At 70.2% G+C, this 13,717-nt stretch carries 12 protein-coding genes; 5 read left to right on the top strand and 7 right to left on the bottom strand.

What is annotated here, in order from left to right; translation table 11 throughout:
- Positions 1-63 precede the first annotated feature (63 nt).
- Positions 64-837 (top strand): DUF6227 family protein, encoded by a 774-nt coding sequence (locus tag ACFY04_RS25630; RefSeq protein ID WP_389119920.1) that lies wholly within the window; start codon positions 64-66, stop codon positions 835-837.
- A gap of 87 nt (positions 838-924) precedes the next feature.
- On the opposite strand, the gene ACFY04_RS25625 is transcribed toward ACFY04_RS25630, so the two are convergent.
- Together ACFY04_RS25625 and ACFY04_RS25620 are read right to left on the bottom strand one after the other, a co-directional pair.
- Positions 925-1,134 (bottom strand): hypothetical protein, encoded by a 210-nt coding sequence (locus ACFY04_RS25625; RefSeq protein WP_314250580.1) that lies wholly within the window; start codon positions 1,132-1,134, stop codon positions 925-927.
- A 13-nt stretch (positions 1,135-1,147) separates the two neighbouring features.
- On the bottom strand, positions 1,148-2,380 hold the full coding sequence (locus ACFY04_RS25620) for a glycosyltransferase family 2 protein (protein ID WP_389119917.1): 1,233 nt from the start codon (positions 2,378-2,380) through the stop codon (positions 1,148-1,150).
- A gap of 462 nt (positions 2,381-2,842) precedes the next feature.
- Between ACFY04_RS25620 and ACFY04_RS25615 the strand changes: the two genes are divergently transcribed.
- On the top strand, positions 2,843-4,231 hold the full coding sequence (locus tag ACFY04_RS25615; protein WP_389119914.1) for a cellulose binding domain-containing protein: 1,389 nt from the start codon (positions 2,843-2,845) through the stop codon (positions 4,229-4,231).
- 113 nt (positions 4,232-4,344) lie between these two features.
- Here ACFY04_RS25615 and ACFY04_RS25610 read toward each other — a convergent pair whose 3' ends face one another.
- On the bottom strand, positions 4,345-5,907 hold the full coding sequence (locus tag ACFY04_RS25610) for an MFS transporter (RefSeq protein ID WP_389119912.1): 1,563 nt from the start codon (positions 5,905-5,907) through the stop codon (positions 4,345-4,347).
- A gap of 62 nt (positions 5,908-5,969) precedes the next feature.
- Here ACFY04_RS25610 and ACFY04_RS25605 point away from each other — a divergent pair, with 62 nt between their 5' ends.
- The gene (locus tag ACFY04_RS25605) at positions 5,970-6,923 is read left to right on the top strand and encodes a helix-turn-helix transcriptional regulator (RefSeq protein WP_389119909.1); all 954 of its coding nucleotides are present in this window, start codon (positions 5,970-5,972) and stop codon (positions 6,921-6,923) included.
- A gap of 68 nt (positions 6,924-6,991) precedes the next feature.
- Here ACFY04_RS25605 and ACFY04_RS25600 read toward each other — a convergent pair whose 3' ends face one another.
- Complete coding sequence (locus ACFY04_RS25600) at positions 6,992-7,969, bottom strand: RNA polymerase sigma factor RpoD/SigA (RefSeq protein WP_389119908.1); 978 nt, start codon at positions 7,967-7,969, stop codon at positions 6,992-6,994.
- 205 nt (positions 7,970-8,174) lie between these two features.
- On the opposite strand from ACFY04_RS25600, the gene ACFY04_RS25595 reads away from it, so the two are divergent.
- Complete coding sequence (locus ACFY04_RS25595) at positions 8,175-8,705, top strand: GNAT family N-acetyltransferase (RefSeq protein ID WP_389119906.1); 531 nt, start codon at positions 8,175-8,177, stop codon at positions 8,703-8,705.
- A gap of 109 nt (positions 8,706-8,814) precedes the next feature.
- Here the strand turns inward: ACFY04_RS25595 and ACFY04_RS25590 are convergent, their stop codons facing one another.
- The 3 genes from ACFY04_RS25590 to ACFY04_RS25580 form a co-directional block, all read right to left on the bottom strand.
- Entirely contained in the window at positions 8,815-9,576 is a 762-nt protein-coding gene (locus tag ACFY04_RS25590; protein WP_389120198.1) for a dioxygenase, read from the bottom strand.
- A 117-nt stretch (positions 9,577-9,693) separates the two neighbouring features.
- Positions 9,694-11,226, bottom strand: a complete 1,533-nt coding sequence (locus ACFY04_RS25585) for an MFS transporter (protein ID WP_389119905.1) — start codon at positions 11,224-11,226, stop codon at positions 9,694-9,696.
- 62 nt (positions 11,227-11,288) lie between these two features.
- Complete coding sequence (locus tag ACFY04_RS25580) at positions 11,289-12,020, bottom strand: TetR/AcrR family transcriptional regulator (protein WP_389119904.1); 732 nt, start codon at positions 12,018-12,020, stop codon at positions 11,289-11,291.
- A gap of 268 nt (positions 12,021-12,288) precedes the next feature.
- Here ACFY04_RS25580 and ACFY04_RS25575 point away from each other — a divergent pair, with 268 nt between their 5' ends.
- A complete protein-coding gene (locus tag ACFY04_RS25575) occupies positions 12,289-13,566 on the top strand; it encodes a M6 family metalloprotease domain-containing protein (RefSeq protein ID WP_389119901.1) in 1,278 nt (425 codons plus the stop codon).
- The last annotated feature ends 151 nt before the right edge of the window (positions 13,567-13,717 follow it).

Below are 13,717 nucleotides of genomic sequence, written 5' to 3'. Positions count from 1 at the left end.
CAGAACCAGGGGTTACGTTGAGCTTCCGCGAAGTGACAAGCTGCGACGGCCTGGAGACCCACCTTGAGCGATCCGTACGAGACAACCGAGGCGCACCTCGAACGACTCCTCGGCCGCGCCCTCAACTCCTTCGACCTGCCGGACAGGCTGGTCGAGCGCCTCGGCACGGCGCTCGCCCACAGCTCTTCGCTCTACACCACCCACCACAGCCCGGAGGCGGGCATCTGGCGGGAGACCCACCGGCACACCTATCTGCTGACCGACGGCGGTTCGGTCTCGCTGTGGGAGCTGGCCTACCGGCTGGAGGGCGACCGGGCCGTCCGGCACGAGGTCTTCGCGAGCAAGGCGGAGACCTGCCTGGCCGTGACCCGGCTGTTCGGCGAGGCGTCGGCCGGGGCGTCCCCGGATCCGGTGCTGGTGCCGGGCGAGGACGAGCCGGAGGGCGGCGTGGCACTGCTGAGCGCGCTGTATGCCGCGGCCCCGGCCCCGGTGCGGCGGCACCGGGAGTACGCGGTGGAGGACTCCGCCGACCATGCCCGGCGGGTGCTGCGCCGCGCGGAGAACGCCGACCGGCCGGGCGATCGGGTGGCGACGCTGCTGCGGTCGGCGTACGCGCACCAGATCACGCAGGCGTTCGGCGCGCGGCACTGCCTCGCGGACGGGCGGGGCGCGGGTTTCAGCCTGTACGAGCACGCCTTCGTCCTGCTGGACGGGACCGAGGTCAGCCTGTGGGAGGTCGAGCACACGGCGACGCCCGACGGGCGGCACATGTGCGAGGTGTACGAGAGCGAGGCGGCCGCGCGCGGAGCGATGGAACTGCGCTCGCGGGTGCGCTGAGGCGGGCCGGGTGGAGCGGGGGTCCGGATGCGCGGAACGGCCCGCCGGAGAATTCGGCGGACCGTTCCGAGAACCGGAGGGAATGATTCAACCCCGCGTGGAGGACCCCTGGTACCCACGGGCAACGCGGCGGTCCCTGCGGCTGCGCCGAATGGATGCCATGTAGCCGATCAGCGTCAGGGTGACGATCCCGATGCTGGCGCCGAGGATCAGCTGATCCATGTTCTCCACTTTGGTCAGCGCGAAGGCGATGGCCCCAAGCACCGCGCAGACCCCCAAGCCCTTGAGGGAATTCATTGCTCTCCTTGAATCATTTCCACGCGGATACGCGGGTCACGTACGACTTGATGATGGAGGACACGAGCCAGTAGGTCCGGACCACGGTGAACACCAGCTCGGGGAGCAGCAGCGCCTCGACGAGCATTGCCTTCCAGCCCATATTCCGTACGCGGAGTGCGGGATAGACGATCCAGAAGGCGAAGAGCAGCAGGAGGATCGGCTGCGTCGAGAAGCCGTGCTTCGCCGCCGCCACCAGCTGCGTCGTTCCCCAACCGAGAATGTAAGCAGCGCCGAGCAGCCCCAGGATCAGGGTGCTGATGGAATGCCAGGTGAACTTTGTCCAACCACGGGCGCGCAAAGTGTCGACCGTGCCGCGGCTCCACCGCTCGCGCTGCTGGATCAGCTCGCGCAGCGTGGGCATGAGGTCGGTGTACGCGATGCAGAGCTGGTTGGCCGTGACCTTCCAGCCCGATTCCTTGAGGGCCAGGGTGGTCTCGTAGTCCTCGACCAGATTGGCGTGGTCCTCCCAGAAGACCTCGCCCCGCCAGTCGAGGAGTCCCTGCAGGGCCTCCGCCCGGTAGAAGGAGCCGGCGCCCGACATGGTGTGGACGTCCCTGCGGAAACGGGTGTTGGCGGCGCGGCCGTACTCGATGATCTGCATGCCGAGGAGGTACCGCTGCCACGGGTTGCGCCACAGGTCGGTGCGGCCGAGGCAGGCGGCGCTGACGCCGCCGAGCTCCGGGTCGGACGCGATGACGTTGCGGGCCCGTTCGATGAACTTCGGGTGCAGCTCGGTGTCGGCATCCATGACCAGGACGTGCTTCACCCGGTTGGTGAGCCGGCCACCGACGGCCTCCCTGAGCCAGCGGAGACCGTGATTGAGGGCGCCCGCCTTCTTGTGGGGGTTGTTCTCCAGGTTCAGGACCACCGTCGGCGGCGTGTTCTCGTCGTCCGCGAACTGCTGGGCGAAGTCCAGGGTCCGGTCGGTCGAGTTGTTGACCACCACGATGATCAGGTCGGGGGTTCGGCTCTGGCCGGCCAGGGACCGCAGGGACGTGAATACCCCGACCTCCTCGTTCCGTGCCGGAACGAGGACAACGGTCTCGTAGAGGGCGGCGCTGTCGACCCCCTCGGGGGAGACGCGGCCTCGCCGGTGCCGACTGCGCGACGCACGCGCCGCATCACCGCGATCACGGCGTAACGCCGCACCGCGCCCACGGCGCGACGCATCGGCACGCTCACGGCGCGCAACAGTGCCCGACAAGATCTCTCTCCCCCACCCAAGTCAACATCACACGATCTGCACAGTGTGCAGATCCAGTGAAAGCACACGCAGAAAGTACCGCACACCCGTGCGGCCGCCCCGCGCCAGTCGGCCCGGTCAGAGGGTGCGACGGCCACTCGGCGGCGCACCGCGAGGCCTTTACTCTCTGGCAAAACACGACAACATGGGCACCGAGAGTGCAGCATCCCCGCCGCACAGTGATGAAGAACACTTCTGGATCGGCTCTATGGCCGATCTCCCCCCGAACAATTGACGATTGAGCCACAGTTTCGGCGCCGAAGGAAATCGGGCCCAATTATTGCCCTATCCGCGGCTTCCGAGCTCTGGCGCACCATGGTTACGATGGCGCTCAATATGCCACCCCGTCAAGGAGTTTCTGTGAGCCGTTCCAGCCGAAAACCTCGCCGTCGAGGCTGGAACGTACTCAAAGTGCTCCTCTTGGTGGGCGCACTGGCAGTCGGCGGCGGCGCCTTCGTGCTCTATCCCAAATGGCGTTCCGGTTCTGCCGCTCACGGGTCCGCCGACCTCACGGTCCGATACCGGACCGACGCCCCGGCCACAGGCGCTGCGGCCAAGCCGTGGTTGGAAGTCATCAACAATTCCAAGAAGACCGTGGCGTTGAGCGATGTGGCCCTTAGGTACTACTTCTCTGCGGATGATGCTTCCGCTTACGGTTCCAATTGTGTCCAGACGGCTCTCGGCTGCTCGAACATCACCGCCAAGATAGGCACGCTGACCGGTTCCGGTCCGACTTCCAGCCATTACCTCCAGATCGGCTTCACGGCGGCGGCCGGCAGCCTGGAGCCGGGCAAGACCAGTCAGGGGATCGGGCTCCAGCTCTTCCGTCTCGACCACAAAGAGCTGAACCAGGCGAACGACCTCTCGTTCGACGCCAAGTCCACCCACTACGCCCCGTCGGAGCGGGTGGCGGCGTACCTCGGCGGCAAGCACGTCTGGGGTGACGAGCCGAGCGGCAGCGACGCGGCAGCGGGGCAGGGCCCGCTCGCCGTGACGGCACCGGCCGCGGCCGCGCCGCCGGCGGGGGTCATGTTCGACGACTTCTCCTACACCGGCCCCGACGACCCCGCGCTCGCCTCCAACGGCTGGCGGGTCCGCACCGGCCAGGGCGGTCCGGGGATCAAGGACACCTGGTCCGCCGCGGGCATCAGCTTCCCGGCCGAGGGGACCGGCAAGGCGGGCCAGTCGCTGCAGCTGCAGGTCACCAGCGACGGGACCGCGAAGGGCACCCAGCAGTCCGAGCTGCAGACCAGCAAGCCGTACTTCTTCACGGGGACCCTCGCCGCCCGGGTCTACTTCAGCGACAAGCCCACGAGCGGACGCAACGGCGATCACATCAACGAGTCCTTCTTCGCGATCTCGCCCGACCACACGTCGGCGCAGTACAGCGAACTCGACTACGAGTACATGCCGAACGGCGGATGGGGTGCGCCGGGTCCCAGGCTCGACACCACGAGCTGGCGCAACAGCACGAAGGGCGACCGGGTCACCAAGGCCCAGAAGGACAAGCTCGAAGGCTGGCACGTCCTGATGATCACTGCCGTGAACGGATCGGTCACCTACTCCATGGACGGCCGGGAGCTGTTCACCAGCGACAGCAAGTACTTCCCGCGCGAGCGCATGGGCATCCACTTCAGCGCCTGGCTCGTCGACCTCCCCTTCCAGGGGCCGCGCACCTGGGATATGCGGGTCGACTGGCTCTACTACCAGGCCGAGAAGGCCGTGCCGACAGCGGAGGTCGAGAAGGCCGTGAAGGGCTTCTCGACCAACGGCACCGCCTACGTCAACACCGTGCCGCTGCCCAAGTCCTGACCGTCACCCGCTGCGGGACCGGGACCGCGGGCGGGGCGGAGGGAGACAAAAAGGAACGGACATGCCCGCCCGGGAGGGCGGGCATGTCCGTGCGGCGGTTCCCCGGGTCCGGCTCAGCCGGCCGGGACCTTCTCCACGGTGCGGCCGGCGTGCTCGGCGGCGCCCTCGCGCTCCTCCATCGGGAGCGCCCTGCGCGGCAGTACGAACATCACCGCGAAGATCACGACGAGTACGGCCACGACCCACCAGAGCGCGCCGCGGAAGGCCTCCACGTACGGCGGACCGAAGACCATGTCGTCGTCGATCAGGCCGAAGAAGACGACTGAGGTCAGGGCGAGGCCCAGCGCGTTGCCCATCTGGCCGGTGGTGTTGATCAGGCCCGAGGCGGAGCCGGCGTGCTCGCGCGGCACCTCGGAGAGCACGGTGTCGTTCAGCGGGGCCACGATCAGGCCCATGCCGACGCCCATGACGATCAGCGGGGCGGCCATCTGCCAGGAGGCGATCTCCATGCCGTAGTGCTGCGACTCCCAGATGTAGAGGAGCAGACCGGCGGCCATGACCAGCGCGCCGGCCTGGAGCACCTTGCGGCCGAAGCGGGGGACGAGCTTCTCGACCGAGAGGCCGGCGGCGACCGAGACCGCGATGGAGAACGGGATGCCGGTGAGGCCCGCGCGCAGCACGCTCCAGCCGAGGCCCATCTGCATGTACATCGTCCAGACCAGGAAGAAGATGCCGGTGGCGATGCCGAAGGTCAGCTGGACGGCGATACCGCCGGCGAAGCTCTTGACCTTGAAGAGGGAGAGTTCGACGAGCGGGGAGCCATCCTTCTTGATCTTGTACTTCTCGTACGCGATGAAGGCGGCGAAGACGAAGGGCGCCGCGCTCATGCAGACGAAGCCCCACAGCGGCCAGTCGTTCTCGTGGCCGTGGGTCAGCGGGAAGATCAGCAGGACCAGGGCGAGGGTGGCGAGGACGACGCCGACCAGGTCCAGGCGCAGCGCCTTGGGGGCCTTGGACTCGGCGATGAACTTGCGGCCCAGGATCACGCCCATGATGCCGACGGGCAGGTTGATCAGGAAGATCGGGCGCCATCCGAGACCGAAGAGGTCCCACTCGATGAGCAGCGCGCCGAGCAGCGGACCCGAGACGGCGGCGAGGCCCACGATCGCGCCGAACATGCCGAAGACCTTGCCGCGCTCCTGCGGCGGGAAGGTGACGTGGATGATCGCCAGGACCTGCGGCACCATCAGGGCGGCCATGCCGCCCTGCAGCAGGCGGGCCACGACGAGCACGTCCGGGTTGGCGGCGATGCCGCAGAGGAGCGAGGCCACGGTGAACCCGGCGATGCCGATGAGGAAGACGCGCTTGCGGCCGTAGATGTCACCGAGACGGCCGCCGGTGATCAGGCCGGCGGCGAAGGCGAGGGCATAGCCCGCGGTGATCCACTGGATCGCGCTGGTGGAGGCGCCGAAGTCCTCACGCATGGTGCGGATGGCTATGTTGACGATCGTGACGTCGACCAGGTCCATGAAGGCCGCGGTCATGACGATGGCGAGCGCCAGCCAGCGGCGGCGGTCGGCGGGCGAGCTGGGTGCGTCGTGGGCTGCGTCGTTCCGCTCTTCTTGTACGGGCCCGTTCTCTCTTTCGGGCGATGTCTTGGACGTCTCGGTGCTCATGAGGAGAAACTTAGACGGCGTCTAGGTCAGTCTGTGTCCTATTTCGCTGGCAGCCTGGATTCATGACCGACACACCCGCACGGCTGCTCTCCCTGCTGTCCCTCCTCCAGACCCCGCGGGAATGGCCCGGGAGCGAGCTGGCGCAGCGGCTGCGGGTGAGCGCGCGGACCATCCGGCGCGACATCGAGCGGCTGCGGGACCTCGGCTACCCGGTGGAGGCCACCCTGGGCGCCGAGGGCGGATACCGGCTGGTGGCGGGCGCGGCGATGCCCCCGCTGCTCCTGGACGACGAGGAGGCCGTGGCGATCGCGGTGGGGCTGCGGGCCGGGGCCGGGCATGCGATCGAGGGGGTCGAGGAGGCCTCCGTACGGGCCCTGGCGAAGCTGGAGCAGGTCCTGCCCTCGCGGCTGCGGCACCGGGTGAGCGCGCTCCAGTCGGCCACGATCGCCCTGTCCCGGGGGGACGGGGCGAGCGTGGACCCGCGGACGCTGACCACGATGGCGGCGGCGGTGGCGGGGCCGGAGCGGCTGCGGTTCGCGTACCGGGCGGGGAACGGGGCCGAGACGCGGCGGCTGGTGGAGCCGTACCGGCTGGTGAGCACCGGGAGCCGGTGGTACCTGGTCGCCTACGACCTGGAGCGCGAGGACTGGCGGACCTTCCGGGTGGACCGGGTGGAGGAGGCCTTCGCGACGGGGGCCCGGTTCGCGCGGCGGGAGCTGCCGATGGAGGCGGAGGAGTTCGTCCGGCGGGGGCTGCGGGGCGGGGAGAAGCAGCCGTACCGGGTGGAGGCCGACTTCGCGGCCGGCCCGGCGGAGCTGCCGGCCTGGCTGCGGGCCGCGGCCCTGCCGGGTGAGGGGACGGGGACCTCGGTGCGCTTCGAGAGCGCGGACGCGCCGGAGTGGACGGCGGCGCGGCTCGCCCTGACGGGGCTGCCGTTCACCGTGCGGGAGCCGGCGGAGCTGCGTGCGGCGGCCGGAGCGCTGGCCGCGCGGCTGTCCGACGCTGCGGCGCCGTAGCCGGGAGCCCCGGCGCCTGGGGGGGATAGGCACCGGGGCTCGTCTGGGGGGCTTGGCTGCGGGCCGCTCTAGGCCACGGCGTCGAAGCCGGTGTCACGCGCCATCCGCTTCAGTTCCAGCAGCGCGTGCTTCTCGATCTGGCGGATCCGCTCACGGGTCAGGCCGTGCTGCTTGCCGACCTCCGTCAGGGTCCGCTCGCGGCCGTCGTCGATGCCGTACCGCATCTTGATGATCGACGCCGTGCGCTGGTCGAGCTTGCCCAGCAGGTCCTCCAGCTCCTCGCTGCGCAGCAGGGAGAGCACGGACTGCTCGGGCGAGATCGCCGAGGTGTCCTCCAGGAGGTCACCGAACTGGGTGTCGCCGTCGTCGTCGACCGCCATGTTGAGGCTGACCGGGTCGCGCGCCCAGTCCAGTACGTCGCCCACGCGCTTCTCCGTCGAGTCCAGCTCGGCGGCGATCTCGGCGTGCTCCGGGTCGCGGCCGTTCTCGCGGTTGAATTCCCGCTGGATGCGGCGGATCCGGCCGAGCTCCTCGACCAGGTGGACGGGGAGGCGGATGGTGCGGGACTGGTCCGCGATGGACCGGGTGATCGCCTGCCGGATCCACCACGTGGCGTACGTGGAGAACTTGAAGCCCTTGGCGTAGTCGAACTTCTCGACCGCGCGGACCAGGCCCGCGTTGCCCTCCTGGATCAGGTCGAGGAGGGGCAGACCGCTGCGCGGATAGCGCCGGGCCACGGCCACGACGAGGCGGAGGTTCGAGCGGATGAAGACTTCCTTGGCCCGCTCGCCCTCGGCGGCCAGCGCCTCCAGCTCCTCGCGGGCCGGGGCGTCCCCGTCGCGTTCCATCGCGCCGTCGAGGATCTGCTGGGCGTAGACGCCCGCCTCGATGATCTGGGAGAGCTCCACTTCCTTGGCGGCGTCGAGCAGCGGGGTGCGCGCGATCTCGTCCAGGTACATGCCGACCAGGTCACGGTCTGCGATCTCCCCGCCCACAGCGCGAGCGCTGCTCGTGGACTGACGACGGGCGACGGCGCGGGTTGCCATGCGTGCTCCCTTGCGAAGTGTTCGGTCGCGGTGCGGCTGGTGGACGCCGCCGGGACGGCTGCCAACCGGTCCGGTGCGTCACGGACACTCTCCCGAGTGCCCGCTTCCGAAGGAAACAACGACTGGAATCGGGACAGAATTCCCACGCCGCTCCCTGTTTTTCGAGATCTTGCAGTATCCTGCCCCGCCACCAGAGAGGGAGCGGATGTCACAAGATCTCGAAGAGGTGCAGGTCAGACCCGGAACGGAGGCCGATCTGGTGCCTCTCACGGACCTCTACAACCACTACGTCCGTGAGACCGCCGTCACATTCGACACGGCCGCTTTCACTCCGGAACAGCGCCGCCCTTGGCTGCACTCCCACCCTGAAGACGGGCCGCACCGGCTTCTGGTTGCCTGGACAGGCGATCGAATAGCCGGATACGCCACGAGCAGCGCATTCCGCCCCAAACCGGCCTACGCCACATCGGTGGAGGTGAGCGTCTACCTCGCCCCGCACGCGGTCGGCCGGGGCGTCGGCACCCTCCTCTACGAGGCGCTCTTCGCGGCCCTGGCCAAGGAGCCCGTGCACCGCGTGTTCGCCGGGATCGCCCTGCCGAACGAGGCCTCGGTGCGCCTCCACGAGCGCTTCGGCTTCCGCCGGATCGGAGAGTTCACGGAGGCGGGCTGGAAGTTCGGCCGGTACTGGGACGTCCGCTGGTACGAGAAGCGCCTAGGCCACCGCCCGTCCGGTTGAGCGGCCAGGGCCGGCCAAGGGGTTCGTGGGCACCGGAGCGATCACCGGCACATCGCGCAGGTCCTGGCGCTGCGACCGGAAAGGTTCACCGGGTCACCGGGTCACCGCACTAGCCGAACTGGAGGGAGCGCTTCGAGAGGCCCATCCAGAAGCCGTCCACCGGGGTGCGGGCGGCGGTCAGGTCGGATCCGGCCGCGCCGAGGGCGACGAAGAGCGGGGCGAAGTGTTCCGTGCGGGGGTGGGCCAGGCGGCCCGCCGGGGACTTGTGCTCGAAGTCCAGCAGGGCGTCCACGTCGGACGCGGCCAGGGCCTCGCGGCCCCACGCGTCGAACTCCGCCGACCAGGCGGGGACGCCCGGGCCCGTATGGCGCAGCGCAGCCAGGTTGTGCGTGAAGAAGCCGCTGCCCACGATCAGTACGCCCTCGTCGCGCAGCGGGGCCAGCTTGCGGCCGATGTCCATCAGCCCGGCCGGGTCCAGCGTGGGCAGGGAGATCTGGAGGACCGGGATGCCGGCCTCCGGGTACATCTCCACCAGGGGGACGTACGCCCCGTGGTCCAGGCCGCGGTCGGGGATGTCCTGGACCGGGGTGCCGGGGGCGCGCAGCAGTTTGCGGACCGAGGCGGCCAGCTCCGGGGCGCCGGGGGCGTCGTAGCGGACCTGGTAGTAGTGCTCCGGGAAGCCCCAGAAGTCGTACACGAGAGGGACGCGCTCGGTGGCGCCGAGGGCGAGCGGGGCCTCCTCCCAGTGGGCGGAGACCATCAGGATCGCCCGGGGGCGCGGCAGGCCGGCGGCCCAGGCGGCCAGCTCGCCCGGCCAGACCGGGTCGTCGGCCAGCGGGGGTGCGCCGTGGCTCAGGTACAAGGCCGGTATGCGGGTCACGGGGGCGCTCCTCTTTGGTTGAAACGCGTACGGAAACAGACTAACCCCGTCTCGTTCAAATTTGAACGAGACGGGGTCGTCAGTCATTCCGCGGGGCCCTCGGCCTGATCAGTGGGCGAGCACCGGCACCTTGAGCTCGGCGTCCTCGCCGGAACCGGAGGCCGCCGGGCCGCCGGCGCCCGGACGGCCGGTGTTGATCAGCGTCAGCGCGATGACCGAGCTGGCGACCAGGATGCCGACCGCCCACCAGATGGCGGACGCGTAGCCCTCGACCATGGCCTGCGCCTGGATCAGCTGCCCGGCCGGGCCGCCCGCAGCGGCCTCGGCCGCGTGGTCGGCCAGGTAGGCGGTGGTCGCCGAGGCGGCGATGGTGTTCAGCAGCGCGGTGCCGATGGCGCCGCCGACCTGCTGCGAGGTGTTGACCATGGCGGAGGCGACACCGGCGTCGGCCGGGTCCACCCCGTGCGTGGCCAGGGACATCGCCGGCATGAACGCCGTACCCATGCCGAGGCCGAGCAGCAGCTGCGCCGGCAGGATCAGCGCCGGGTACGAGGACCCGACCTCCAGCTGGGTCAGCAGCAGCATGCCGAGGCCGGCGACCAGGAAGCCGGGGCCCATCAGCAGGCGCGGCGGGACCCGGGTCATCAGGCGGGCGCCGATCTGGGTGGAGCCCGCGATCATGCCCGCGATCATCGGCAGGAAGGCGAAGCCGGTCTTGACGGGCGAGAAGCCCTTCACGACCTGCAGGTAGTAGGTGAGGAAGAGGAACAGGCCGAACATCGAGATGACGGCGAGGCCCAGCGAGAGGTAGACACCGCCGCGGTTGCGCTCCAGCAGGACGCGCAGCGGCAGCAGCGGGGACTTCACCTTGGCCTCGACGAGGACGAAGGCGGCCAGCAGCACCGCCGAGGCGACGAACATGGCGACCGTCAGGGTGTTCGACCAGCCGGCGGACTCGGCGCGGGTGAAGCCGTACACGAGGGCGACGAGACCGGTGGTGGACAGGACCACGCCCGGGATGTCGAGCGGCGCGCGGTTGCGGGAGCCGGCGGGCTCACGGATGACCATCCAGGCACCCACGGCCGCGACGATCGCGAAGGGGATGTTGACGAAGAAGGTCCAGCGCCAGTTGAGGTACTCGGTCAGGAAGCCGCCGAGGATCAGGCCGACGGCGCCGCCGCCGCCCGCGATGGCTCCGTAGATGCCGAAGGCCTTGGCGCGCTCCTTGGCGTCGGTGAACATGACGGCGAGCAGCGACAGGGCCGCCGGTGCGAGCAGCGCGCCGAAGGCACCCTGCAGGGCGCGGGCGCCGAGCATCATGGCCTCGCCGTTCGCGGCGCCGCCGAGCGCGGAGGCCAGGGCGAAGCCGATGAGGCCGACGACGAAGGCGTTCTTACGGCCCCACTTGTCGGCGATGCGGCCGCCGAAGAGGAGCAGTCCGCCGAAGGCCAGCGCGTACGCGGTGATGACCCACTGGCGGTTGCCGTCCGAGATGCCGAGGTCGGTCTGGGCGGAGGGCAGGGCGATGTTCACGATGGTCGCGTCGAGGACGACCATCAGCTGGGCCAGGGCTATGAAGACGAGTGCCTTCCAGCGGCTGGGATCGGCAGCCGGCGCGAGGCTCGCGGCCGTTTTGGACATGGGGGTACCCACTTCACTGTGCGGAATGACTGAAAAAGGATATTTCTTTAGCTTTGTGCGCGTCACATGGTTTTCTGCCGCAGGTCGTCCAAGGTCGTTGCCGAACCCGGGAGTTCGGAGCGGGCCGGGGCCCGCAACCCGTCGAGGAAGAGCTGGAGATGGCGGTGGGCGAAGCGGTCGGTGTCGAGGCAGGCGGTGCCGGGGAGGGGGCGGCTGAGCTGGGACAGGGCGACCATCAGGTCGCCGACGCCGATGTCCGCGCGGACCAGTCCGGCGTCCTGGCCCGCGGCCAGCAGGGTGACGACGGCCTCCTCCAGCGCGGTGCGTGCTGCGAGGAGTTCGGGGTGCTCGCCGTCGAAGCCGTCGGCGAGCATCGGGCACAGGGCCCCGATCCGCTCGTCCGCGGCGGCGTGCGTGAACCGGCACAGGGCGGCGAAGGCGTCGGACTCCTCGGCCAGGGAGGCCTCGGCCGAGGCCGTCACCCGGCCCATGGTGAAGAGAACGACGTGGTGGACGAGGGTGGGGCGGTCGGGGAAGTGCCGGTAGAGCGTGGCATTGCCGATGCCGGCCCGGCGGGCGACCTCGTCGAAGGGGGCCGCGGAGCCGGATTCGACGAAGGCCTCGCGGGCCGCCGTCAGGATCCGCTCGCGGTTGCGGACGGCGTCGGCGCGCGGACGCGGGACTCCGGTCGCGGACCCCTGCGGCTGCACCTCCTGCGGCTGCACCTGCACCTGCGTCTGCGCCGGGTCCGGGGTGGGCCGGGCCGCCGGGGCGGTGCTGGTGGCGCTCTTCATTCCGGGGCCTCCCTGGCGCGGATTCGCGGACTCGCGGTGCGGACTGCGCGACCGCCCGCCCAAACGGGGAGCCGCTCCCCGCTTAGCGGGACTCCCGTACAAACGGGGATCGGGTCCCCGGTTATTTCACTCCCCCGTGTGACCTGAGTCACGGGCGTGTCCACGTTCGGCCTCTCCCGACGCGCGGGCGCGCCGCGCCCGGCGGAGGGTGATCGAACAGAGCGCAGACCGGGCAGGGCCGGCTGCCGCGGACCCGAAGGCGATCTCCATGTCGCAGACCCGCCACCGGATACGCAGACCACGCCGCACCAGCGCGTACATCGGCCTGACCGCGCTGGCCCTCGGCGTCACGACGACCGCCAGCACGGGCATATCCAGCCGCGGCAACTCGGCGGCCGGAGCGGTGGCCACGACCGTCGAATCGGCTCTCGCGCCCTGCCGGATCGCGGGCACCATGGGTGTGCAGATGTCCGAGGGCATGCCGACCCCGCCCGGGTACTCACGCTCGACCGGCGAGATCCGGGCCCTGAACCTGATGATCGACTTCCCTGATGCCAAGGGCGAGGGCACGGCGGCGGACCGGATGGCGGAGTTCTTCCCCCAGACGGCCGAATGGTTCCGCACCAGTTCCTACGGCCGGCTGGTCTACCGGGCCGAGGCGCCGATAAAGGACTGGCTGCGGATGCCGATGCCCTTCGCGGCGTACGGGATCGAGCGCGGGTCCGCGTACGAGCCGGGCTACCGGCAGCTCGTCGAGCACATAGCGAAGGCCGCCGACCCCGAGGTGGACTTCACCCGGTACGACCTGGTCAACGTCCTGGTCACGCCGAACGCCGGGCCGTCCGCCCTGGACACCGTCCTGTCGGTGACCTTCTCGGGCAACGGCGAGGCTCCGGTCGCCGACGGCGTGCCGCTGGCCAACACGTCCTTCGTCTACAGCCGGCAGGACGACGGCTCCGGCACCTACCAGGAGACCGGCTACCGGGTGCTCCCGCACGAGAACGGGCACGTCTTCGGGCTGCCCGACCTCTACACCTCGGACGGCGGGAACACGGTCGGGCACTGGGACATCATGAGCGAGGACTGGGGTGCCAACAACGACCTGATGGGCTGGCACAAGTGGAAGCTGGGCTGGCTGGACAGTACGCAGATCAGCTGCGCGGCCAAGTCGGGCACCAGCGACCACACCCTGTCCCCGCTGGGGATACGGGGCGGCACCAAGCTGGCCTTCGTCCCGCTGTCGGAGAGCGTCGGGTACGCGGTGGAGGTGCGGACCCGGGCCGGGAACGACGAGGCCGTCTGCAAACCGGGCGTCCTCATCTACAAGGTGGACTCCGACGTGGACACCGGGCACGGCCCGATCACCGTGTCGGACAGCGCGAGCACGAGCGGCGGCTGCACCCGGCGGCCCAATGTGCACGCGGAGCTCTCGGACGCGCCGTTCCGGCCGGGCGAGACCTTCACCGACGAGAAGGCCGGCATCAGCGTGTCCGTGGTGGGTGAACTGCGCAACGGCAGCTACCAGGTCCGCGTCATCCGGCCGTGACGTCCGCGGGCCGGGGACCGACCCCGGGCCGGAGCCACGCGCCACGTGACTCCGGACCTCCGGCCCTCCGGCCTTCGGCACGCCCGGGCGGCCCGGCCCGGCTCGGCGCTGCGCCCGGCCGGCCGGCCCTGGCAGCCCTGACAGCCCTGCC

Source organism: Streptomyces sp. NPDC001549 (genome assembly GCF_042894025.1).
GTDB lineage: Bacteria > Actinomycetota > Actinomycetes > Streptomycetales > Streptomycetaceae > Streptomyces > Streptomyces kutzneri.
The sequence above is the reverse complement of the archived record's forward strand: the minus strand, read 5'-3'. Positions and strand labels throughout refer to the sequence as shown.